A 20,485-nucleotide genomic window follows, 5' to 3' on the forward strand; every position below is an offset into this window, starting at 1 on the left:
TCACTTGCCCAGCAGGGCGTGCCCGGCCGCATCCCGCAGCAGCGCGGCCCGGCGGCGCCGGTCGACCTCGCCACCCAGGAACGGCGTCGAGTTCATCAGGCCGAACGCCGAGTGCGCCAGCACCCGGGCCTCGGCCGGCTCGAGCTCGGGCCGGAGCTTGCCGAGCACGACCACCCACTCCTCGACGTACAGCCGCTGGAACCGGCGGATCTGCCGGCGCGGCTCGTCCGGCAGGCGATCGAGCTCGTGCAGGTGCAGGGCGATGACCGCCGGGTTGGCCAGGGCGAACTCGACGTGGAAGTCGATCAGGTCGGCCAGCGCGGCGCTGGGGTCGTCGGTGTGTTCGGCGACCCGGGCCTGGCCGCCGTGCAGCAGGCCCTCGCTCACCGGAATCAGGGCGGCCACCAGCATCGCCTCTTTGCCGGCGAAGTGGTGATAGAGCGCGGGGCCGGTCACCCCGGCGGCCGAGCCGATGTCGTCCATCGACACGCCGTGATAGCCGCGGGCCGCGAACAGGCCCACGGCAATCTCGAGGATCTCGTCGCGCCGCGACCGCCGCCGAGGGGCGGGCGGCCCAAGTCGCTGCTGCTGGTCAACCGTCGTCACGTGGCCACTCTAGCCTGATGTCAAGCGATCGCCTTAACGGGCGTTCAGGATGTGCCGAGCGCCTCAACGATCTCGGCGTACACCTTCTCGGCGGACTCTCGCCCCGGCGCGTCCGGCGCCATCCGGTCAAGTAACTCTCGCACGACCGGCTCGGCCTCGGCCGGCGAGCCCGAGCGCAGCAGCGCCTCGCCGTACATCCCGGCGAGGTGATCGGCGTCGTCGGTCGCGCCGATCGCCCGCAGCGGCGTGTCGGCGCCGTGCAGGTGCGGGAGCGCCTCGGCGTACCGGCCGCGGGACATCAGCACCCGGCCCGCCTCCCACATCGTCATGCCATGGTGCCAGATCGCCTCGGGCTCGGCGGCCAGGTCGGTGGGCAGGTCGGCCCACCGCTGGTCGGCCAGCCCGATCGCCTCCTCGGCGGCCTCGACCTCGTCCGCGAAGTGCAGCGCCGCGACCCGCCGGCGCAGCAGCCGCAGCTCGGCGACCAGGTCGCCGGCGTCGTGCAGGCAGGTGGCCGCGGCCGCGAACGCCTCGGCCGCGTCGGCGTCCCGATCGAGCTCGAAGAGCAGGACGCCGGCCTCCTCACCCATTTGGGCGCGACCCAGCGGGTTGTCGGTGAGCCGCTCGATCAGCTCACGGTACCGGGCCAGGGCCGCGTCGGTGTCGCCAAGCCGGCGATACTGCTGGGCGAGCAGGTACCGGGTGTTGGCCGCGGCCCGATGCTCCTCGGCGCGGTCGAAGAAGAGCAGCGCCTCCTCGGCCACCTCGACCGCCTCGACCGTGCGCTCGTCCTGCGCGTATGCCTCGGCCAGCTCGTGCCGCGCGAACGCGCCACCCCGCTCCAGCCCGTGCTCGGCGCAGAGCGCGACCGCCTCGGCCAGGTCGACGACCGCCTCGCCGGGCCGGTTCAGCCGCTTGAGCGCATGCCCGCGACCGACCCGGGCGGCCAGCGCCTGGTCGGGGTCGCGGGTGTCGAGCACGGCGCCGAACAGCTCGACCCGCTCGGCCGGGTCCGCCACGGCGTGCGCGAGGACGGTCGCCGCCTCGGCCAGCCGGCGCGCCGGGCCGTGCTCGCGATAGAACGCGTAGCCCTCGCGGGCCGCCGCGACCGCCTCCTCGTCCCGATCGGCCGCCGCCCGGTTGCGGGCCCGCATCATCGCGTGCACGGCGATCAGCCGCGGGTCGCCGGTCTGCGCGGCATAGTCGTCGCCGCGGTCGCCGGCGTCGTTCGCCTCGACGGCCTCGCCGCGCAGCAGGTGCAGCATGGCCAGGCGCGCGTGGGCGATCGCCCGCTCCCGGGTGTCGCCGTGCTGCTCCTGGTCGGCGACGTTGTCGCGGATCGGGGCCTCGTCGACCTCGCCGACCTCGCCGGCGTAGGCGCGTTCGAGCGCCACCCGCGCGCGCAGGGCCGACGCCTCCCCGGCCGCTCCGGCCGCCGCGAACCGGTCGGCCGCGGACGACCACAGGCCGAGCGCCTCGTCCCGCTCGGTCGTCGCCGCCCGATAGCCGAGTGCCCGCAGACGCCGGGCCTCCAGCAGCGGATCGTCCGTCGCGGCGCGCTTCTCGAGCGCGTCGACCACCCCGGCGAAGGCTTCGTCCCGCTCGGCGCGGTGGTGCTCCTCGGCGAGGTCGAGCAGCTCCTCGACACTCCACTGCGCCGGGATCTCCGGCGCGGGCTCGGGCGCGCGGGCCGGCAGCGGCGCCGGGCGGGTCTGCCGGGCCGCCGGGTCGAGGATCAGGTCCACCCCGTACGGTTCGGCGTCCAGCTGCTCGGCCACCCACCGGGCCTGCGCGTCGGTGCCGTTGCGGGCGTCGAACCGCGCGGCGATCCCGGTCGCCATCGCGGCCAGCTCCTCGGCGAGCTCGGCGGCGGTGCTGTCGTCGCGGTCCTTGCGGCGCACCGTTGCATCGCCGTGGCCGAGCGCGGTGATCCGGCGCAGCACGTGCGAGCCGTACGTCGCGAAGCTCATCGCGGTGAACGGCGACGGCGCCCGGTCGAGCCAGTCCAGGTGGCGCTGCAAGATCTCCAGCCCCCGGTGCTCGTTCCCGGTACGCGCGCAGAACGCCATGTGCCAGCCGATGTCCCCCAGGTCGGCCAGCCGGGACCGGTGCACCCGGTAGGCCCGGCGGTGCGCGTCGACGGCCTCGGCGAGCCGGCCGGTCTGCAGGTAGGGCAGCATCAGCTCGGTGAGGATGCTCTGCGGCTGCTCGTTGCAGGACAGCTCGCCGGCCAGCACCGGCTCGGCCAGCGCGACCGCTTCCTCGTGCCGGCCGCGGGTGCTCAGGTAGACCACCACCGAGGTCGGGTCGCAGCCGGCGCAGTCGGAGAGGTCGTCGCGCTCGGCGGCCTGCCACCGCTCGAACCACTCGTCCTCCCGCTCGATGTCGCCGAGATGCCGGGCGACCAGCTGCCGCCGCTTGTAGACGGCCTGCAGGCTGTGCCCGCCCTCGCGGTACCGCCGCTCCATGTCGTCGAGCACGCGGTACGTCCGGTCGAGCGGGATCTCCGGGAACCGGGTCAGGCCGGAGACCATCGCCTTGAAGTCCCAGAGCAGGGTGTGCGCCCAGCGCCGGTGGTGCGGGCCCGGCCGGTTGTCGAAGTCGGCCACGCACCACGAGAACGTGGGGAACGCCTTGACCGGCTCGCCGCCGTAGATGTACGCCGAGGTGGCCAGCAGACGGGTGGTGAAGGACAGATCGGGGTCGGCGACCGCCTCGACGTGCCGCAGCACCTCCTCGATCAATGCGGTTCTCGCGGCGCCGTAGGGCATCTGGCCGGACTGCCGCAGCAGCTCCCACAGCTCGTCGGTCGTCTTCACCGGTCACCTCCGGGCAGCGCGCGGTCGAGCAGGCCGAGCGTCGACGAGGTCAGCAGCGCCGCGTCGGCCGGCCGGATCGGATGGTGGCCGAGCATCAGCGCCTGGCCGTAGAGCGACTCGACCGCGAGGCCGGCCAGCTCGGGGTCGGCGATCGCGGTGATCCGCCGGACCAGCGGGTTGCGGGCGTTGAGCACCAGCTGCGGCCGGTCGACCGGCGCGGTGGTGGCCAGCGCGTCGAGCACGCCGCCCCAGATGTCGTCGGCGCGGTCACGGCTCGCGGTGAGCTCGTCGTGGAACGCGGCGGCGCGACTCACCAGGTAGAGCGCCGGCAGCGTGACCGGGTCGTAGGCGCGGATGACCACCTCGCAGCCGAGCCGGTCGAGCCGGCGCTGCGCGGCCGCGAGGAACGGGCGCAGCCGCAGCTCGGTCTCGGCGTCCAGCCCGGTGAAGCGGGTGGCCAGGTCGGTCGGCTCGAGCCGCTCGGCGCGAACCTCCGGGTCGACCGTGGCCAGCCGCTCGATGATCTCGGTGTCGTAGACGTAGCCGCCGTTGACCAGGCCGACATCCTGTGCCGCGGCGACGGAGGCGAGCTGGCGGAACTCGTCGGCGGTCGCGGCGTACCGGATCAGGCCGTGCCGTTCGCGGAACTCGGCCAGCGTGACGCTGCCCATGTTGGTCTCCATCGGGTACCACTGCTCGACGATGCGCAGCATCTCGTCGTCGTGCAGCGCCAGCGCCTTGACCCCGAGGTGATGGATGGCGAGGAACCGGGCGAGCCGCTGCGGTTCGGACGTGGCCAGCCGCACCAGCCAGCCGCGCAGCTGGTCGGCGATCGCCTCGCGGACGGCGTTGAGCAGGCCGTCGTCGTAGAGCGCCTCGCGGCTGGCGGTCGGGCGCAGCTCGGTGCTGTCGACCACACACCGGGCGAAGAACGCCCACTCGGGCAGCAGCCCCTCCACGCTCTCGGCCAGCAGCATGCGCTTGAGGTAGACCCGATGACCGCCGCGGGTCGCCGGGTTGACCGGGGTGGGCAGCACGAACGCGGCGCCCCGCAGGCCGGCCTCGGGCACGTCCAGCTCGATCACGTCGAACGGGACGAAGCCGAAGACCTTCTCCCCGTACGCGAAGAGCTCCGCCCGACCGGCCGACCAGGGCACGACGCCACCGGTCGTCGGGCGACCGTCCACCTCGACGCTCATCGGCAGCATCGACCCGTACAGCTCGGCCAGCTCGCGGACGGCCGAGCCGGTGAGAAGATGCTCCGCGCCGCGCCGGGGCAGCAGGGTGACCGTGGTCCCGGGCTCGCGCGCCTCGCCCGGGCCCACCTCGTAGCGCCCGTCGGAGTAACCCGTCCAGAGCACCGGCTCGGCGCCGGCCCGCCGGGTGTGCACCCGGATCTCGTCGGCGACCAGGAAGCAGGAGAGTAGGCCGATGCCGAACTGGCCGAGGAACTCGTGCCGGGCGAACCCCAGCTCGTCGCGTTTCGAGCTGCGGCCGATCGTGGCCAGCAACTCGTGCACCTGCGCCTCGGTCAGCCCGATGCCGTTGTCGGTGATCCGCAGACCGTCGGCGCCGGTCGTGATCCGGATCTCGCCGCTCTCCGTCGAGCCGGTGGCGGTGATCGCATCCGCCGCGTTCTGCAGCAGCTCACGGACGTAGACGCGGGGGCTCGCGTAGAGGTGGTGACTCAGCAGATCGACGATGCCCCGCAGATCGACCTGGAACGTGTTGCTCACGGGCGAGAAAGCTACCGGGTGCCCCCGACAGTTTTCTCGCCCGTTTCGTTTTCCAGGACCGGCCCTTAGCGCATGCCGCCCGGCTCGGGGCCGGTGGCGATCGGCGCGCGCACCAGGTTGCCCCACTCCGTCCAGGAACCGTCGTAGTTGCGCACCTGCGGGAAGCCGAGCAGGTGGTGCAGCACGAACCAGGTGTGGCTGGACCGCTCGCCGATCCGGCAGTAGGCGATGATGTCGTCGGCCGAGTCCAGCCCGAGCTCGTCGTGGTAGATCTTGGTGAGCTCGTCGGCCGGCTTGAACGAGCCGTCCTCGTTCGCCGCCGACTTCCACGGCTTGCTCAGCGCGCCCGGGATGTGCCCGCCCCGCAGGGCACCCTCCTGGGGGTACGCCGGCATGTGGGTCAGCTCGCCGGTGTACTCCTGGGGCGAGCGCACGTCGACCAGCGGGCGTCCGCTGGCGATGTGCCCCATGACCTGGTCCCGGAAAGCGCGGATCTCGGCGTCGTTGCGTACCGGCACCGGGTACTGCGCCGACGGGCGCTCGGTCTTGTCCCGGGTCACCGGGCGGCCCTCGGCCACCCACTTCTGCCGCCCGCCGTCCAGCAGGCGAACGTCGCGGTGGCCGAAGAGACTGAAGACCCAGAGGGCGTACGCGGCCCACCAGTTGAAGTTGTCGCCGTAGAAGACGATCGTGTCGTCCCGTCCGATGCCCTTCGCCGCGCACAGGGCGGCGAAGGCGGCGGGGTCGAGGTAGTCGCGGGTGATCTGGTCGTTGAGCTCGAGGTGCCAGTCGACCTTGACCGCGCCCGGGATGTGCCCGGTGTCGTAGAGCAGCACGTCCTCGTCCGACTCCACGACCACGAGGCCGGGCGTGTCGAGATGGGCGGACAGCCACTCGGTGGTGACGAGCTTGTCGGGGTGCGCGTACGCCTGCAACGAAGGCGCCGGATCGTTCGCAACGGACATGGCTGTCACGCTAGCGCCTCGCTGCCCGCTCGACGGGTGCCAACGCGGGACGCTTGGCCGTGATGCGATCGCCACTCGACTGGCCGCGCACGTGCCGGGCCACCCACGGCATCAGGTGCTCGCGGGCCCAGCGCAGGTCGGCGCCCCGGGCCAGCAGCCACGGCGTCGGCTCGGGCATCGGCGGCACCAGCAGCCACTCGTCGGCCCCGGCGACACCGAGAGCACCGAGCACGTGCGCGGCGACCCGGCGGTGGCCGGCGTCGGACAGGTGCAGGCGGTCGGGCGCCCACATCTGCGGGTGGTGGAACGCGTCGTCGCCGAACAGGTCGATCACGTACGCGCCGTACTTCTCGCCGAGCATGGTGGCGCCGTCGTTGAGGATCGCCGCGCGCGGGCTCATGAAGCGCTGCCCGGGCAGGTGGGCGGTGACGTCGGCGAACCGGAACAGGACCACGTCGGTGCCCTGCTCGCGCAGCTTGGCGACCATCGGCTCCATCCGGGCGACCAGGGCGTGCGCGTCGGCCCGCGGGCGCAGCACGTCGTTGCCGCCGCCGGCGAAGCTGACCAGGCCCGGGCGCATCGCCAGGGCCGGTGCCAGCTGCTCGTCGATGATCTGGTCGAGCAAGCGGCCGCGAATCGCGAGGTTCGCGTAGCCGAAGTCGGGTCCGTACTCCACCGCCAGCCGCGCGGCGACCAGATCGGCCCAGCCGCGGTAGGTGCCGTCGGGATACGCGTCGCTGAGGCCCTCGGTGAAGCTGTCCCCCATGGCCACGAAGCTGTGCCAGACCATCCCCCGCCCCCTTAACGTGGCTTCACCTGTATTTGACAGTGAGTTTGCCCCGGACCGGTAGACATCGCAGCGTGACGATCGCGACACACGCGATATCCGGTGGTTTCTCCCGGACGCCCTGAATACGCTGCTCCGCATGCTGTTGCGAATGTCCACCTTGCTGCTCAAGACCCTGCGTGAGGAGCCGGCGGACGCGGAGGTGCCGAGCCATCGACTGCTGCTGCGCGCCGGGTACATCCGTCGCGCCGCACCGGGTGGGTACACCTGGCTCCCGCTCGGCAAGCTCGTCCTCGACCGGGTGACCGCGGTGGTGCGCGAGGAGATGACCGCCATCGGCGGCCAGGAGGTCTCGTTCCCGGCGCTGCTGCCGCGCGAGCCCTACGAGCTGAGCAACCGTTGGACGGAGTACGGCGACGACATCTTCCGTCTGCGCGACCGGCGCGGCGGCGAATACCTGCTGGCGCCCACGCACGAGGAGATGTTCACCCTGCTCGTGCAGGACATGACCAGCTCCTATCGGGACTTTCCGCGGCTGCTGTTCCAGGTGCAGACCAAGTACCGGGACGAGGCGCGCCCGCGGGCCGGGCTGCTGCGCGGGCGCGAGTTCCTGATGAAGGACGCGTACTCGTTCACCCTCTCCGACGCTTCGCTGGTCGAGATGTACGGGTCGGTCCGCGCCGCCTACCAGCGGATCTTCGAGCGGCTCGGCCTCGACCACACGATCGTGTCCGCGGTCTCCGGTGCCATGGGGGGCTCGGCCTCCGAGGAGTTCCTGGCCGCCTCCGACGTGGGCGAGGACACGTTCGTCGGGTGCACGTCCTGCTCGTACGCGGCGAACACCGAGGCGGTGAGCACACCCGCGCCCGCCGCCGTGCCGCCCGCGGCCGGCCCGCTGACGGTGCACGACACTCCGTCGACGCCGACCATCGCCGCCCTGGTCGACCTGGCCAACGAGCGGGCGCTGGCGGGCCGCACCGACTGGACAGCGGCCGACACCCTGAAGAATGTGGTGGTGACCGTGCACCGGCCCGGCGGCGAGGACGAGCTGCTGGTGATCGGCGTGCCCGGCGACCGCGAGGTCGATCTCAAGCGCCTCGACGCCGCGCTCGCCCCCGCCACCGCCACCCTCTTCGACGACTTCGACTCCCGCCCCGATCTGGTCAAGGGCTACATCGGCCCACAGGGGATCAAGGCGCGCTACCTTGCCGACCCCCGGGTCGCCCCGGGCACCGCCTGGCTGACCGGTGCGAACGAGGCCGGCAGGCACGCGACCGACGTGGTGGCCGGCCGGGACTTCACACCGGACGGCACGATCGAGGCCGCCGAGGTGCGGGCCGGCGATCCCTGCCCCGGGTGCGGCGACGGCACGCTGACCGTGCGGCGCGGCATCGAGATCGCGCACGTCTTCCAGCTCGGTCGCAAGTACACCGACGCGTTCAAGGTCGACGTGCTGGGCGTGGACGGCAAGCCGGTGCGCCCGACCATGGGCTCGTACGGGATCGGTGTGTCCCGCGCGGTCGCGGCGATCGCCGAGCAGCACCACGACGAGCGCGGCCTGCTCTGGCCGGACGAGGTCGCGCCGGCCGACGTGCACGTGGTCGCGGCCGGCAAGGACGGCCAGGTCGAGGCGGCGCTGGAGCTCGCACACCGCCTGGTGGCGGCCGGCCTGCGAGTGCTGGTCGACGACCGGCAGCACCTGTCGGCGGGGGTGAAGTTCACCGACGCCGAGCTGATCGGGGTCGCGCGCACGGTGGTGGTGGGCCGGCGTCTGGCCGAGGGGCTGGTCGAATTCCGCGATCGGCGCACCGGCGAGCGATCCGAGCTGCCGGTCACGGACGTACCACGTGTAATCACGGGAACACTCGGGTAACCGACATTTCAACGGGAGGTACCACGATGGCGAGAATGTCGGTCGGCGATGTGATGACCCGCAAGGTCGTCTACCTGCCGGAGGCCACGATGCTCGACGAGGCCGCCCAGGCGATGCGGGACCAGGGCATCGGCGACGTGGTGGTGACCAGCGGCCCCACCATGGTCGGCCTGGTCACCGACCGGGACATCGTGATCCGGGCGATCGCCGAGAACCTGCCGCCCAAGGAGACCACGCTCGGGTCGATCACGTCGCACGAGCTGATCATGGTGGAGCAGTCGGCGACCGCGGAGGAGGCGGTCCAGGCGATGCGCGAGCGCGGCGTCCGGCGCCTGCTGGTCTGCGACTCCGATCGCAATGTGGTGGGCATCATCAGCCTGAGTGACCTGGCCCTCTTTCCGACCTCGGCACCGGCCTGAGGTTGCCGCGTAGGGTTCGGTGGTGACCGACATGCCCCCGAAGCTGGCCGAGATCGTCGACGAGTTCGCCTCGGCGCCGCGCGACGTCGTGCTCGAGATGCTGATCGAGTTCGCCGACGCGATGCCGCCGCTGCCGGCCGAGATGGCCGGGCACGACGGTATGGAGCAGGTGCCCGAGTGCCAGACCCAGTTCTTCCTCAAGGCCGTCGTTCAGCCGGACGACACCGTACGGACCTGGTTCGACTGCCCGCCCGAGGCGCCGACGACCCGGGCGTTCGCCGGCGTGCTCGCCGAGGGGCTCGAGGGGGCGTCGACGGCCGAGATCCTCGCCGTACCGGATGATCTTTACGCTCGGATGGGGCTGGGTCAGGCGATCAGCCCGCTGCGCATCCGGGGCGGCTCGGCGATCCTCGCGCGGCTCAAACGGCAGGTCGCCGCCCAACTCGCCCGCTGACTTCCCCGCTGAACGGAGTGTTCGTGGATATCCAGGTCTGGTCCGATGTCGTGTGCCCGTGGTGCTACATCGGCAAGAAGCGGCTCGAGAAGGCGATCGCCGAGTTCCCGGGGGACGTGACCGTGACCTTCCGGGCGTACCAGCTGGACCCCTCCCCGGTACCCGTGCCGGTGCGCACCAAGGACGCGCTGGCGGCGAAGTTCGGCGGTCGGGAGCGGGCCGATCAGATGTTCGCGCATGTCACCGCGGTCGCCGCCGGGGACGGTCTGCACCTGGATTTCGACCGGGCGATCGCGGCCAACACGTTCGACGCGCACCGGCTGATCGCCTGGGCCGCCGGTCAGGGCCTGCAGGCCGAGATGCTCGACGCGCTCCAGCAGGCGCACTTCATCCAGGGCCGCGACATCGGCTCCCGGCCGGCGCTGGCCGAGGTCGCCGCCTCGATCGGTCTCGACCCGTCGGCGGCGCGGGCGTACCTGGAGTCCCCGGCCGGCACCGAGGCGGTCAACACCGACCTGCGCGAGGCCAACGAGCTCGGCATCACCAGCGTCCCGACGTTCGTCATCGACGGGAAGTACGCGATCCAGGGCGCCCAGGAGGCGGCCACGATCCTGACCGCGTTCGAGGAGATCACGCGCCGGGAGTCGGTCGACATCGATCAATGAGGTTCCACGTGAAACCTCATCGACGTAGTTAAACCTCTTTCGCCAGACCCTCGATGACCTGGGCACCGGGAAGCGCACCGAGGGCCGCCCCGGCCAGAGCGATCTTGCTGTGCCGGACGCCGGAGCCGACGATCACCTGCGGGGTGGCGGCGACCCGGGCGTCGATCAGGATCGGCCAGTCGGCGGGCAAGCCGATCGGGGTGATGCCGCCGTACTCCATCCCGGTCATCGCGACCGCGTCGTCCATCGGGGCGAAGCTGCACTTGCGGACGTCCAGGTGCCGGCGGACCACGCCGTTCACGTCGGCCCGGGTGGTGGCCAGGATGATGCAGGCCGCGTACCTGGTCAGGCCCTCCCGCTTGCCGGCCACCACCACGCAGTTCGCCGAGACCTCCAGGCCGACGCCGTAGGCCTCGCAGAACGCGGCGGTGTCGGCCAGGTCCGGGTCGATCGGCGCGACCAGCACCTGGTCGGCGTCGACCAGCGCCTTGGCCACCGGGGTGGCGAGCAGGTCGGGGCGGGACTGGGCGGGTTCGAGTCGGAGGCTTCCCATCACGCCCGCCATCCTCGCCCAATCCGCGCCGCCCAGGTAGCCCGCCACGGCCGACCCGCTCATCGGTACTTTGCGGCCAGGTACTCCGGCCACGTCCCGGTTCCGGTCGGGGTGGCGGTGGTGGTCTGCGCGCCGGCCCGGATCGCCCTGGCCATACCGCCCGGGAAGGGCAGCCGCCAGATCGGCCGTCGCGAGCCACGGGCCGCCCGCCAGGACCGCGCCAGCTCGTCGAAGGTGAGCACCTGCGGGCCCGCGTACTCGGTGGTCTCGCCGGTCGGCGGTGCCGCGATCAGGTCGGCGATCCGGTCGGCGACGTCGTCCACCGCCACCGGCTGGACCTGCCATTTCGGGTCGATGATCACCGGGCCGGCCTTGCTGACCAGAGCCAGCAGCGTCTCGACGAAGGGGTGGAACTGGGCGGCGCGCAGGATCGTGTACGGGACGCCGCTCGCCTTCACCACCTCCTCGGTGTCGAGCTTGGCCTGGTAGTAGCGATACGGAACCCGGTCGATGCCGTTGATCGACACGTACAGGACGTGCCGGACGCCCGCGTGCCGCGCCTCGGTCAGCAGCAGCCGACTGCCCTCGACGTCCGTCTGCTGCGGCCGCCCCGGCGCCGACGCCAGATGCACGATCACGTCCACCCCGTCCACCGCCTCGGCCAGCCCTTCACCGGTACGCAGGTCGGCGGCGACCCATCCGGGCCGGGCCCGGCGGCTCATCGGCCGTACCCGGTAGCCCTCCTTCTCCAGCCGGGGCACCACCGCGGACCCCAGCGTGCCGCTCGCCCCGGTCACCAGCACTGTCGTGTTCGCTGCGCGTTCGCTCATGACATTCGGACGATCGACCACGGGAGAACGTGACGTGTCGCCGGTCACGGGACCGATCCTCCTCAGGCTTGCCTGATTCCTGCCGATTGAGACAGATCATGGAGGAGCGCCGGAGAGCACGGATCGGGACCGTCAGTGGTCTCGCGCTGCTTACCGGGGGCACCGCGGTCGCGGCGGTGGCCGGTGGCGCCCACTCGATCTTCGCGACGATCCTGCTCGGCCTGCTCGCGTTCGGCATGACCCACTCGCTGCACGTCGAGATCCGCCGGCAGGCCCACCGCTGGACGGGCTGGTGTCGCGCCGACGCCGTCAACATCGTGCTGCTGGCCTGCTGGGCCGCGGCCGCGGTCGTTCTGGCCATCGAAGCCGGCCCGATCGCACTGCGGCTGGTGGGCGCTGCGCTCGCCGCCGCATACGTCGCAGGCTGTGGATACTTCATCATCGAGCGTCGGCGCTCGATCGCGGCGCTGCCGGCACCCGCTGTCGGCCGTCCCCAGCGGGTCCCGTCCAAGCCCGGATTTTGATCTACTGTCGCCGTGCGTCGTCGATCACTCGTCCTTCTGCTGAGCGCGGGCGCCCTCGCGGCATGCAGTCCCCGGCACTCCGGCACCCCGGCCGCGGCCGCCACCCCGCACGCCGCGGTCGCCGACGACTATTGGTGGTTCGCCCTCGAACGGGACCTGGACAAGGGCTTCTGCTTCACCTGGGTCCAGGGCCTGACCCCGCCACAGGTGCTCAAGCGGCTCGGCGGCAAGGAGCTCGAGCGGGTCACCTGGGAGCAACTGGTCGGCTCCGGTGACGGCCCGTCCGTACCCGCCGACCGGTATTTCGTCGGCGTCGCCCGGCTCGAGAGCTGGTCGCTGATCGTCGAGGACGCCGGCGACCTCGGCGTCACCGATCGGCTGGTGCGCCCGCTGTCGGCCGGCACCACGGCGGTGGCCCACCAGCGCGGCCCCACCGGGCACGGCCGGTTCCTGCTGCTCCAGGACTCCGTGGTCCAGCTCGACTTCGACCCGATGGCGCCGGCGAAGCTGTCCGGGACCCGGGCCGCCGAGCTGGCTCCGATGATCTCCTCGGTCGGCTTCGGCGCCGGCGGCGACCCGAAGCAGAGCATGGCGGCGGCGTTCGCGCTGACCGAGCGGCTCACCGGTACCAAGCTGACCCAGGACCTGCTGCGCGAGCACACCTACGTGTTCACGAGCGTCCCACGCCCGCCGACCTGAAAGAACCAATAGCCGTTCGGTTGTTGCATCGGCCATCGACCGGCGCGAGCATTCACCCGTGGCGATGCGTCCCGGAGAGTTGCTGAGCGTCGGCGAGGCGGCGATCATGCTGCGCGCCTCGCGAGCGCAGGTCGTCGATCTCTGCGCCCGCGGTCTGCTGCCGTACGTCACCGTCGGCGCCCACCGGCGCCTGCGCCGCGCCGACGTGGAGGCGCTGGTCCGGCCGGCGTTGACCAGGGAACAACTCGAACAGCTCTGGTTGCACCGGGCGATCGCCGGCAAGTTCGTGGCGAATCCGACGGGGTTGCTCGCCGCCGCCGCGGTCACTCTCCGACGGCTGCGCCGGCTGCATCCCGAGGGCCACTCCTGGGAGTGGCTCGATCGATGGGAGGCAATCCTCGACAACGGCGCCGAGGCCGTGCTCGACGCGCTGACCTCGGCCACCCCGTACGCGATCGAACTGCGTGGCACTTCACCGTTCACCGGCATATTGTCCGAAGTGGAGCGCAGTACGGTGCTGGCGGCGCTGGCCGACAGCCGCCGCGATCGCGCGCGTCAGCTGCCCGCCGAGAAAGTCGAGCGAGTGCTACGGACAGTGTGAGTCATCGATCACAAAGCTACAAAAGGACCTTATGTAAGGACCCGCATCAGGCGGATAGTGGATCAGTTCAACCCGGCCGCGTCGATGCGACCACGCAGCGCGACTGGCTGCGCCCCCGGGAGGTTCCATGCCGACCATCACCCCTCACACGACCGTGGCGAGCAGGCTCAGCAGCCTCCTCGAGACCGTCCTGCAGACGCCCATGCCGGTGCGGATCAGAGCCTGGGACGGCTCCACCGCCGGCCCGGCCGACGCCCCGACCTTGATCATCCGCCACAAGCGCGCCATGCGCCGGATCATGTGGCAGCCCAACGAGCTGGGCCTCGCCCGCGCCTATGTGGCCGGTGAACTCGACCTCGAAGGCGACATCTACGACGCGCTCGACCGCCTCGCCGCGCTGGTCTGGCGATCTCCGGACGTCAAGGACCTGCCGTTCCACACCGTCGCCGCCGATCTCGTACGCCTGGGCATCCTCGGCACCCAGCCCAAGCCGCCACCGGAGGAGATGCACGTCAGCGGCGACCGGCACAGCAAACGCCGGGATCGTCAGGCGGTCAGCCAGCACTACGACGTGGGCAACGAGTTCTACCGGATCGTGCTCGGCGAGAGCATGGTCTACTCCTGCGCGTACTGGACGTCGGACGCACCCGGCTACGGCCTGGCCGACGCGCAGCACGACAAGCTCGACCTGATCTGCCGCAAGCTCGACCTCCAGAGCGGCGATCGGCTGCTCGACGTCGGCTGCGGCTGGGGCAGCCTTGCCATCCACGCGGCCCGGAAGTACGGCGTCACGGTGCTCGGCATCACGCTCTCCGGCGAGCAGGCCGAGTACGCCCGCAAGCAGGTAGCCCAGGCAGACCTCGACGACCGGGTCGAGATCCGCATCCAGGACTATCGCGACCTCGACGACGGCCCGTTCGACGCGATCTCCAGCGTGGGCATGGCCGAGCATGTCGGCACCGACCCGTACCGGGAGTACGCCGGGATCCTGCACGGCCAGCTCAGGCCGGGTGGCCGGCTGCTCAACCATCAGATCGGCCGGCTGCGCCTGCCGGAGAAGGGGCCGCACCAGCCGCAGTCCTTCATCGATTCGTACGTGTTCCCCGACGGGGAGCTGGCTCCGATCGGCACCACGGTCTCGCTGCTGGAGCAGGCCGGTTTCGAGGTACGCGACGTGCACGCGCTACGCGAGCACTACGCCCGCACGCTGCGCGCCTGGGTGTCGAATCTGGAAGCCGACTGGTCCACTGCGGTGAGCCTGACCAGTCCCGGACGCGCCCGGGTGTGGCGCCTGTACATGGCCGCGTCGGCGCTCGCCTTCGAGCAGGCCCTGATCGGCGTGAACCAGGTGCTGGCGGTCAAGACCCACCGCAGCGGCGTGAGCGACATGCCCGCGACCCGATCGGCCTTCATCGCTTGAGGTTTGCGGCCCTTCGTCGCTTGACGGCTGCGGCCCTTCGCCTGACGGTTGCGGCGCTTCGTCGCCTGACGGTTGCGGCGCTTCGTCGCCTGACGGTTACGGCGCTTCGTCGCCTGACGGTTACGGCCTGGACCGCCGTGGTGCTCTGTCACCTGCCCCGACGGGGCACCACGGCTCACCAACCGTCCAAATCGGTCGATCGCCTGCCGGTTACCATCCGATAGCTCCGCAAGTTATCCACAGCATTGAGCGCGATTCGCGTCCGGCGGTTAGCCTGCGCATCGTGGATGAACGAAAACGCGCCGCCGCCGTGATCGTGCGCGACGGTCGTGTCCTGATGGTGCACGAGCGCAGCCGACGATCCGGTGGCGGCGAGTGGTGGACCCTTCCCGGCGGCGGCGTCGAACCGGGCGAAACCCTCGAGGAAGCGCTACGCCGCGAGGTTTTCGAGGAAACCGGCCTGGTGGTCGCGGCTGCCCGGCACATCCTCGAGATGCCCTACCCATCCGGCATGACCTCGGTCTTCGCCGTCACGGTGGCCGACGGCGAGCCCCGTCCGGGCACCGACGACGGCACCGGCCCCGAGCCGCTGGGCCTGGATTGGCTCCCCGCCCCCGAGCTTCCCATCGAGTCCACCCACGGCGTCCCCATTCCCCCGATGATCGTCGTGGTGCCTGCCTGACCTCAGGTGAGCAGCGCCTCTTCATTCTCGATGCGAGGCTCGTCCGACGGCACCTCGGTCGAAGTACGCCACCAGGCGCGCGACGCCAACCCGGCCAGCGCGGCGCCGGCCGCGTTGACCAGGACGTCATCCACGGAGGACACCCGATCCAGCCGCAGGACGTATTGCGCGGTTTCCACCAAAACCGAGCAGGCCGCCCCGAGCGCCAGGATCCGCGGCAGGGACGCCATCGCCACGAACCGCATCGGGGCGAAGAACCCCAGCGCCGCGAAGACCAGCAGGTTCCCGACGATCCCGAACGTCCCCATCGTGACCAGGTCCCGCAGCGGGACCACGCTCACCCGTCCGTCGACGATGCCGGCCGCCGGCCCCGGCATCATGGTCATCCACACGAACGGCACCGTCCCGTAGACCATGCCCACCTCGGCCAGCGACATCCGCCACGCCTCGGCGGAGCCGGCGGCACGCCGCCCGCTCGCCAGGGCCCACACCGTCAGAGCGGCCAACGGCAGCGCGACCAGCGTCATGAGGACCACGCCGTTCTCCGTGTCGTAGCAGCCGTGCCAGTGCCCGCCCAGGCACCTCGGAGCGGACATCAAGAGCGGACGCCGCGCCACGAACGCGGCAGCCGCCACGCCGAGGATCGCCAGGGCAAGGGGCAAGATCCGGCGCGTACGGGAGAGGGCACTGTGTTTCATGTCCTCATCCAAGACGGCGACCCGTTGCGGCAACGTAAGCAGATGTCGAAACGCCGGAAATAGACCTATCCATCCCTAATACGTCATTTGAGCCGGCGCCCGCCGGCCGACCCTGCCGAACCTGCGCCACTCGGTCTGCGCCCTCAGCCACTGCCCCGAACGTAAGCGCAGGTCTAGGCCGCTTTCGGAGCGGTAGGCTGCCTGACAGGGGGTGACGCTGACCGCTGACCATCTCGCTGGGCATGGACCACGCCATGACCGCGAGGTGCAGCTCGGCTTTGGCCATGTTCAACAAGAAGCAGGCTACCGAGGGCGCCTCGGCCGACACGGCGCTCGTGGAGGTGGAAGAGCTCAGCGCGGCCGAACGGGAGCTGCTCGCGGCCGGCGCGCGCCGCTACACGCTGCTGCTGCACGAGATGGGGCGGCACCTCAGCTACGAGCGCGCCGCCGAGACCCGCGAGGATCTACGCACGGCCCTTGCCGCTCTCACGGCCGGCGCACCGGCCAGGCTGTCCTACGACGCAGCCAATGCCGCCCGATCCGCCTGCGACCGGGTCATGATCAGCAAGCCGGAGCGGGACATCGAGACCGACACCCTCGTCGAAGGGCTGCCCTTCGCGGTACCGCGGGAACTGCTCGGCTGGGACTCGCCCATCGTGATGCCGGCCGGGTCGGCAGCCCGGATGCTGGGGACGCTGCGCGACCTCATCGCGAAGCTGGACAAGGGTCTGGAGCAGCACCCGCGCTGGGGTTCGTGACGGTAACTCCGAACGCTCCAGCGGCACGCAGCCATGGAACGCGGGGTCGGATTGCGACCATGGGCGACCATCGAATCGTGAAGGTCGACGACGACGGCATCGTCGTCTGGACGGGTCGGCTCACGGCCATCGTCGTCGGGTTGGCCGCGTTGCTCGGCGGCGCCGCGTTCGTGGCGCGCCGGCTGGCCGCCGACGGCGCTGCCAAGGCCCTGGGCCTGATCGCCGCGGTCGCTCTCATCGTCGCGGTGGCCGGCCGGGCGTCGACTGTCCGCAACCGGCGCTGGGCCGGTGTCGAGCAGCCCCCGCCCAGCCGGGTCAGGGTTCGAGGGGGCCGCGTGGTAGTCCCGAGAAGGGACGTCAAGTCCGGCGAGTGGGTCGAGTGGCGGACCAAGGCGGGCTGACCGGACGATCCGAAGCAGAGCGGCTTCCCCGCGCCACTGCCATCGGTTCTCGTCCTTTGACGCTTCCCGTCGCGCGGGCCACGCCCAATCATGCCGAGCGGTTACCGGCAAGCATGCTCCACCGCTTGCCGGCCACCGCTCGGTGTGACTTGCGTACGGCGCGCGACGGGAAGGCTCTTTCCAGAGCGCCCGCCGGAGGCACCCGCTCTTCGCCTGTACGGAGTTCGGCAGGGCCGGTCAGTAGGGCATGGGCTGCCACCACTGGTTCTTGCCGACGGTGTCGTCGCCCTCGATCTCCTTGGGTACGTTGCGCACGGTGAGCCCCGCCTTGCTCGCCTCGGCCAGGGTCTCGTCGTCCCAGGGGTGCCCTCGCCACATGTTGCAGATGTACGTCCGGGACTTCAGGTATTCCACGTAGCGCGCGTGGTGTGCGTCGTCCGTGCCCAGCCCGACGAACAACGCCATCCGGTCGCCGCTGGGCTTGGCCGGGATCCACCAGCGCGGGTACTTGCCGTCCATGGCCGGCTCCGGGTCGATCCACCAGGGGAACCGCAGTTTCGTCCCATTGCCGCTGTGGCTGATCGCCATGCTCCACACGGCCAGGTCGCCGACGGCGGTGGCGACGTACACGTTCTTGCCGGCCATTAGCTCGGTGGTCAGGTGCGAACCGCGGCGCAGGTTGAGCCCTTTGCTGTGCTTGGTGTGATCCTGCAGGTAGACGCCGAACCGCAGCATCGTGTACCGGCCTTGGGTCCAGTCCGGGCCCTTCGGGTCCTCCCGGTCGGTGTTGTCCTTATGCCAGTTGTGCGACTTCGAGTTGATCGTGAAGCTGCTGTCGCCGGAGTAGACGATTTCGTCGGTGCCGAGGATCTTGCGGGCGACCGCGGCCATCCGGCCATCGGTCAGCACGTCCTTGAGCTTGGGGTTCGACAGCAGATCACCGTTCCAGCCCACGGACTCCCTCGCCCGCCGGCGGAACGACTCGATCTCGTCCGGGGTGTACACCCCCTTGACGATCGTGTACCCATCGCGCCAGAAACCGTCAACGTCCACCTTGTAATCCACGGCCATCCCTAAGGTGCTTGGATCCTCTTCGCTGTGTCTCGCGAGAATCTACTCCGTCCGGACGCCGGAACGTGACCCCGGGCACAGCTGTTGTAGGCGAGCGATGCTCGTCAGACCAGATCCCAGGCGAGCTGCGCTACGTCGTCGAGCAGACCCTCGCCCTGTTGCACCAGTTCGCCGCCTCGCCATGCGCTGGGAACGACGACTCGACATCCACGACGGCCTCGTCACTCAGAGGTTGACCGGCTGGTCGGTGGGACGCCGCGGACTCGTGTCTGATGGCGCTGGGCTACAACCAGCAGGATGGCTTGTTGCCATCCTGGACAACCGCCGGTTCGCCACGAAATTGATCGTGGAGCGCGTCGATCCGAAGGATGTGCAGCTGGCGCTGCGGCACGCGTCGTTGCAGCTGGAACTGGGCCCAACGATCTTGGCGGTACGTCCGGCCTGTTCAGGGGCCAGATAATGTGGAGCCCAGGGGACTTGAACCCCTAACCCCCGCCTTGCAAAGGCGGTGCTCTGCCAGTTGAGCTAGGGCCCCCGGCCTACCGAACCTGAGCTATCGCAGGTCGGGCGCGGTGGTGGCCTCGTGCCAAAGCGCACGCTCGTCGCTGGAGGCCTTGACCTTCTTGACCACCAGCGCAGCAACCGTGACGATGCCGGCCACAATCAGGAGCTTCTTCAGCACGTTTGGTACCCCCCAAGCTCGCGCGAGTTGCCCACCCACTACACCGCAACCACTAAGCCGCGGCCATCCATCCACCGCAACCGCGAGGTCGCGGCCATCCACCCACCGCAACCGCCAGGTCGCGGGGTTTCCGGGGGCTCGGCCCTCGGAATAGATATGACGAGCGGCCGCGGTCAACGCTCTCCGTTGACACGCGGCCCCCGTCGCTCGTGGGGCTAGCTGGAATCGAACCAGCGACCTCAGAGTTATCAGCTCTGCGCTCTAACCGACTGAGCTATAGCCCCGCGCGATTGCGACACCGAAGGTTACCGCACCGGGTCGCGGGCCACCAAAACGGGGTGGCCCGCGCCGGATCTAGGGTCAGTCCCGCTCGGCGAGCGTCAGCTCGACGCCGCCGACGAGGTCGGCGCACACGTTGTAGATGAACGCGCCGAGGGTGGCCAGGGCCGTGAACAGGACGACGTTGACCGCGCCGACCAGCATCGACGTGCCGATGACGCCCCACGCGGTGATGCGGAGGCCGCCACTGGCCGACCCGTCGGTGCCGCCGCTGGCGCTCACCAGCTCCTTGAGGCTGTTGTTCACCGCACTCCAGACGCCCATGGCGTCGAGGGCGAGATAGAGCACCGAGGTGGCGACGACCACGACGATGAACAGCACGACCGAGACGGCGAACGAGAACTTCATCACCGACCAGGGGTCGATCCGCTTGAGGTTCAGTCGGGCCCGCCGAGGGCCACGGGCGGCCGCGCCGCCGACGACGGACCGCGCCGAGCGGGCCGCCTCGGAGACCCGGGCGGCGCCGACGGCGGCTGCCCCACCGGCGGCGGGAGCGCCGCCGGTGCCCGGGCGCTGCTGCGGCTTGTTGCCGCCGGTCACGGTGCCGGGCTGGCCGGCCGCGCCGACGGGCCGCTGCGGGGCGGCCGGGGGCGGCGTGACGGTGGGCCGGGACGGCGCTGCACCTTTGCCCTTGGTGACGATGGGCACGGTCGCCGATCCCTTGACCACCCCGGGACCCCCGGGCCGTTTCGCGTCGGACGAACCGTCGCTGTCGACGGCCGGCTCACCCGGCGGCGGGGCCATGCCCGGCGCCCGGGTGAACTTCGGCGGGGACGGGGCATCGGCGGGGTTCGCGGCGCGAGCCGCCCCATCGCGCCCGATCGCGGCGGCGTCCTTGGCCGCCTCGTCCGGAGTCGCTGAGGCACCCGTGGCCCCCGACTTCGCCTGTGTCTCCGGCATCAA

At 71.0% G+C, this 20,485-nt stretch carries 22 protein-coding genes and 2 tRNA genes; 11 read left to right on the top strand and 13 right to left on the bottom strand.

What is annotated here, in order from left to right:
- The 5 genes from ODJ79_RS39205 to ODJ79_RS39225 form a co-directional block, all read right to left on the bottom strand.
- A complete protein-coding gene (locus ODJ79_RS39205) occupies positions 1–606 on the bottom strand; it encodes a TetR/AcrR family transcriptional regulator (RefSeq protein ID WP_263028769.1) in 606 nt (201 codons plus the stop codon).
- A 44-nt stretch (positions 607–650) separates the two neighbouring features.
- Positions 651–3,425, bottom strand: coding sequence for a tetratricopeptide repeat protein (locus ODJ79_RS39210; protein ID WP_263028770.1), 2,775 nt, complete (start codon positions 3,423–3,425; stop codon positions 651–653).
- Positions 3,422–5,161: an HSP90 family protein gene (locus tag ODJ79_RS39215; RefSeq protein WP_263028771.1), complete on the bottom strand. Its 1,740-nt coding sequence runs from the start codon at positions 5,159–5,161 to the stop codon at positions 3,422–3,424. Before ODJ79_RS39215 ends, ODJ79_RS39210 begins: the two co-directional genes overlap by 4 nt.
- A gap of 65 nt (positions 5,162–5,226) precedes the next feature.
- On the bottom strand, positions 5,227–6,126 hold the full coding sequence (locus ODJ79_RS39220; RefSeq protein ID WP_263028772.1) for a sulfurtransferase: 900 nt from the start codon (positions 6,124–6,126) through the stop codon (positions 5,227–5,229).
- A 10-nt stretch (positions 6,127–6,136) separates the two neighbouring features.
- A complete protein-coding gene (locus tag ODJ79_RS39225; RefSeq protein WP_263028773.1) occupies positions 6,137–6,916 on the bottom strand; it encodes an SGNH/GDSL hydrolase family protein in 780 nt (259 codons plus the stop codon).
- A 136-nt stretch (positions 6,917–7,052) separates the two neighbouring features.
- Between ODJ79_RS39225 and ODJ79_RS39230 the strand changes: the two genes are divergently transcribed.
- From ODJ79_RS39230 to ODJ79_RS39245, 4 genes are read left to right on the top strand one after another with little or no spacing between them, the layout of a single operon-like run.
- Complete coding sequence (locus tag ODJ79_RS39230; protein WP_263028774.1) at positions 7,053–8,786, top strand: proline--tRNA ligase; 1,734 nt, start codon at positions 7,053–7,055, stop codon at positions 8,784–8,786.
- Positions 8,787–8,812: 26 nt separating this feature from the next.
- Positions 8,813–9,205 carry a CBS domain-containing protein gene (locus ODJ79_RS39235; RefSeq protein ID WP_263028775.1) on the top strand — a complete coding sequence of 131 codons (393 nt, stop codon included), beginning with the start codon at positions 8,813–8,815 and terminating at the stop codon, positions 9,203–9,205.
- Positions 9,206–9,227: 22 nt separating this feature from the next.
- Entirely contained in the window at positions 9,228–9,659 is a 432-nt protein-coding gene (locus ODJ79_RS39240) for a SufE family protein (RefSeq protein WP_263028776.1), read from the top strand.
- Between the two features lie 23 nt (positions 9,660–9,682).
- Entirely contained in the window at positions 9,683–10,324 is a 642-nt protein-coding gene (locus ODJ79_RS39245) for a DsbA family protein (RefSeq protein WP_263028777.1), read from the top strand.
- Positions 10,325–10,352: 28 nt separating this feature from the next.
- On the opposite strand, the gene ODJ79_RS39250 is transcribed toward ODJ79_RS39245, so the two are convergent.
- The gene (locus ODJ79_RS39250; RefSeq protein WP_263028802.1) at positions 10,353–10,877 is read right to left on the bottom strand and encodes a YbaK/EbsC family protein; all 525 of its coding nucleotides are present in this window, start codon (positions 10,875–10,877) and stop codon (positions 10,353–10,355) included.
- A gap of 59 nt (positions 10,878–10,936) precedes the next feature.
- The gene (locus ODJ79_RS39255) at positions 10,937–11,707 is read right to left on the bottom strand and encodes an SDR family oxidoreductase (protein ID WP_263028778.1); all 771 of its coding nucleotides are present in this window, start codon (positions 11,705–11,707) and stop codon (positions 10,937–10,939) included.
- A 98-nt stretch (positions 11,708–11,805) separates the two neighbouring features.
- On the opposite strand from ODJ79_RS39255, the gene ODJ79_RS39260 reads away from it, so the two are divergent.
- From ODJ79_RS39260 to ODJ79_RS39280, 5 genes are all read left to right on the top strand, one after another.
- Positions 11,806–12,231, top strand: a complete 426-nt coding sequence (locus ODJ79_RS39260; RefSeq protein WP_263028779.1) for a hypothetical protein — start codon at positions 11,806–11,808, stop codon at positions 12,229–12,231.
- A gap of 12 nt (positions 12,232–12,243) precedes the next feature.
- Positions 12,244–12,930, top strand: a complete 687-nt coding sequence (locus ODJ79_RS39265) for a DUF6461 domain-containing protein (RefSeq protein ID WP_263028780.1) — start codon at positions 12,244–12,246, stop codon at positions 12,928–12,930.
- A 64-nt stretch (positions 12,931–12,994) separates the two neighbouring features.
- A complete protein-coding gene (locus tag ODJ79_RS39270) occupies positions 12,995–13,531 on the top strand; it encodes a helix-turn-helix domain-containing protein (protein ID WP_263028803.1) in 537 nt (178 codons plus the stop codon).
- Between the two features lie 127 nt (positions 13,532–13,658).
- Complete coding sequence (locus ODJ79_RS39275; RefSeq protein WP_263028781.1) at positions 13,659–14,951, top strand: class I SAM-dependent methyltransferase; 1,293 nt, start codon at positions 13,659–13,661, stop codon at positions 14,949–14,951.
- A 283-nt stretch (positions 14,952–15,234) separates the two neighbouring features.
- Positions 15,235–15,633 carry an NUDIX domain-containing protein gene (locus ODJ79_RS39280; RefSeq protein ID WP_263028782.1) on the top strand — a complete coding sequence of 133 codons (399 nt, stop codon included), beginning with the start codon at positions 15,235–15,237 and terminating at the stop codon, positions 15,631–15,633.
- Positions 15,634–15,635: 2 nt separating this feature from the next.
- On the opposite strand, the gene ODJ79_RS39285 is transcribed toward ODJ79_RS39280, so the two are convergent.
- Positions 15,636–16,331 (bottom strand): VanZ family protein, encoded by a 696-nt coding sequence (locus ODJ79_RS39285; protein ID WP_263028783.1) that lies wholly within the window; start codon positions 16,329–16,331, stop codon positions 15,636–15,638.
- Between the two features lie 284 nt (positions 16,332–16,615).
- On the opposite strand from ODJ79_RS39285, the gene ODJ79_RS39290 reads away from it, so the two are divergent.
- Both ODJ79_RS39290 and ODJ79_RS39295 read left to right on the top strand, forming a co-directional pair.
- Complete coding sequence (locus ODJ79_RS39290; RefSeq protein WP_263028784.1) at positions 16,616–17,089, top strand: hypothetical protein; 474 nt, start codon at positions 16,616–16,618, stop codon at positions 17,087–17,089.
- Positions 17,090–17,148: 59 nt separating this feature from the next.
- Positions 17,149–17,490 carry a hypothetical protein gene (locus ODJ79_RS39295; RefSeq protein ID WP_263028785.1) on the top strand — a complete coding sequence of 114 codons (342 nt, stop codon included), beginning with the start codon at positions 17,149–17,151 and terminating at the stop codon, positions 17,488–17,490.
- Positions 17,491–17,727: 237 nt separating this feature from the next.
- On the opposite strand, the gene ODJ79_RS39300 is transcribed toward ODJ79_RS39295, so the two are convergent.
- The 5 genes from ODJ79_RS39300 to ODJ79_RS39320 all read right to left on the bottom strand — a co-directional run bounded on the left by ODJ79_RS39300 (position 17,728) and on the right by ODJ79_RS39320 (position 20,482).
- Positions 17,728–18,543 carry a phytanoyl-CoA dioxygenase family protein gene (locus ODJ79_RS39300; protein ID WP_263028786.1) on the bottom strand — a complete coding sequence of 272 codons (816 nt, stop codon included), beginning with the start codon at positions 18,541–18,543 and terminating at the stop codon, positions 17,728–17,730.
- Positions 18,544–19,023: 480 nt separating this feature from the next.
- Positions 19,024–19,096, bottom strand: a tRNA-Ala gene (locus ODJ79_RS39305).
- Between the two features lie 18 nt (positions 19,097–19,114).
- Positions 19,115–19,243: a DLW-39 family protein gene (locus ODJ79_RS39310; RefSeq protein ID WP_263028787.1), complete on the bottom strand. Its 129-nt coding sequence runs from the start codon at positions 19,241–19,243 to the stop codon at positions 19,115–19,117.
- 210 nt (positions 19,244–19,453) lie between these two features.
- Positions 19,454–19,527, bottom strand: a tRNA-Ile gene (locus ODJ79_RS39315).
- A 76-nt stretch (positions 19,528–19,603) separates the two neighbouring features.
- Entirely contained in the window at positions 19,604–20,482 is an 879-nt protein-coding gene (locus ODJ79_RS39320; RefSeq protein WP_263028788.1) for a DUF3566 domain-containing protein, read from the bottom strand.
- Positions 20,483–20,485: the final 3 nt, after the last annotated feature.

This window comes from Actinoplanes sp. KI2, from assembly GCF_025630775.1.
Classification (GTDB): domain Bacteria; phylum Actinomycetota; class Actinomycetes; order Mycobacteriales; family Micromonosporaceae; genus Actinoplanes.

Coding starts and splice junctions, on each gene's coding strand:
- ODJ79_RS39220 (WP_263028772.1), bottom strand. CDS start 6,126: ATGTCCGTTGCGAACGATCCGGCGCCTTCGTTGCAGGCGTACGCGCAC.
- ODJ79_RS39225 (WP_263028773.1), bottom strand. CDS start 6,916: ATGGTCTGGCACAGCTTCGTGGCCATGGGGGACAGCTTCACCGAGGGC.
- ODJ79_RS39230 (WP_263028774.1), top strand. CDS start 7,053: ATGCTGTTGCGAATGTCCACCTTGCTGCTCAAGACCCTGCGTGAGGAG.
- ODJ79_RS39235 (WP_263028775.1), top strand. CDS start 8,813: ATGGCGAGAATGTCGGTCGGCGATGTGATGACCCGCAAGGTCGTCTAC.
- ODJ79_RS39250 (WP_263028802.1), bottom strand. CDS start 10,877: ATGGGAAGCCTCCGACTCGAACCCGCCCAGTCCCGCCCCGACCTGCTC.
- ODJ79_RS39255 (WP_263028778.1), bottom strand. CDS start 11,707: ATGAGCGAACGCGCAGCGAACACGACAGTGCTGGTGACCGGGGCGAGC.
- ODJ79_RS39260 (WP_263028779.1), top strand. CDS start 11,806: ATGGAGGAGCGCCGGAGAGCACGGATCGGGACCGTCAGTGGTCTCGCG.
- ODJ79_RS39270 (WP_263028803.1), top strand. CDS start 12,995: ATGCGTCCCGGAGAGTTGCTGAGCGTCGGCGAGGCGGCGATCATGCTG.
- ODJ79_RS39275 (WP_263028781.1), top strand. CDS start 13,659: ATGCCGACCATCACCCCTCACACGACCGTGGCGAGCAGGCTCAGCAGC.
- ODJ79_RS39285 (WP_263028783.1), bottom strand. CDS start 16,331: ATGAAACACAGTGCCCTCTCCCGTACGCGCCGGATCTTGCCCCTTGCC.
- ODJ79_RS39290 (WP_263028784.1), top strand. CDS start 16,616: ATGTTCAACAAGAAGCAGGCTACCGAGGGCGCCTCGGCCGACACGGCG.
- ODJ79_RS39295 (WP_263028785.1), top strand. CDS start 17,149: ATGGGCGACCATCGAATCGTGAAGGTCGACGACGACGGCATCGTCGTC.
- ODJ79_RS39320 (WP_263028788.1), bottom strand. CDS start 20,482: ATGCCGGAGACACAGGCGAAGTCGGGGGCCACGGGTGCCTCAGCGACT.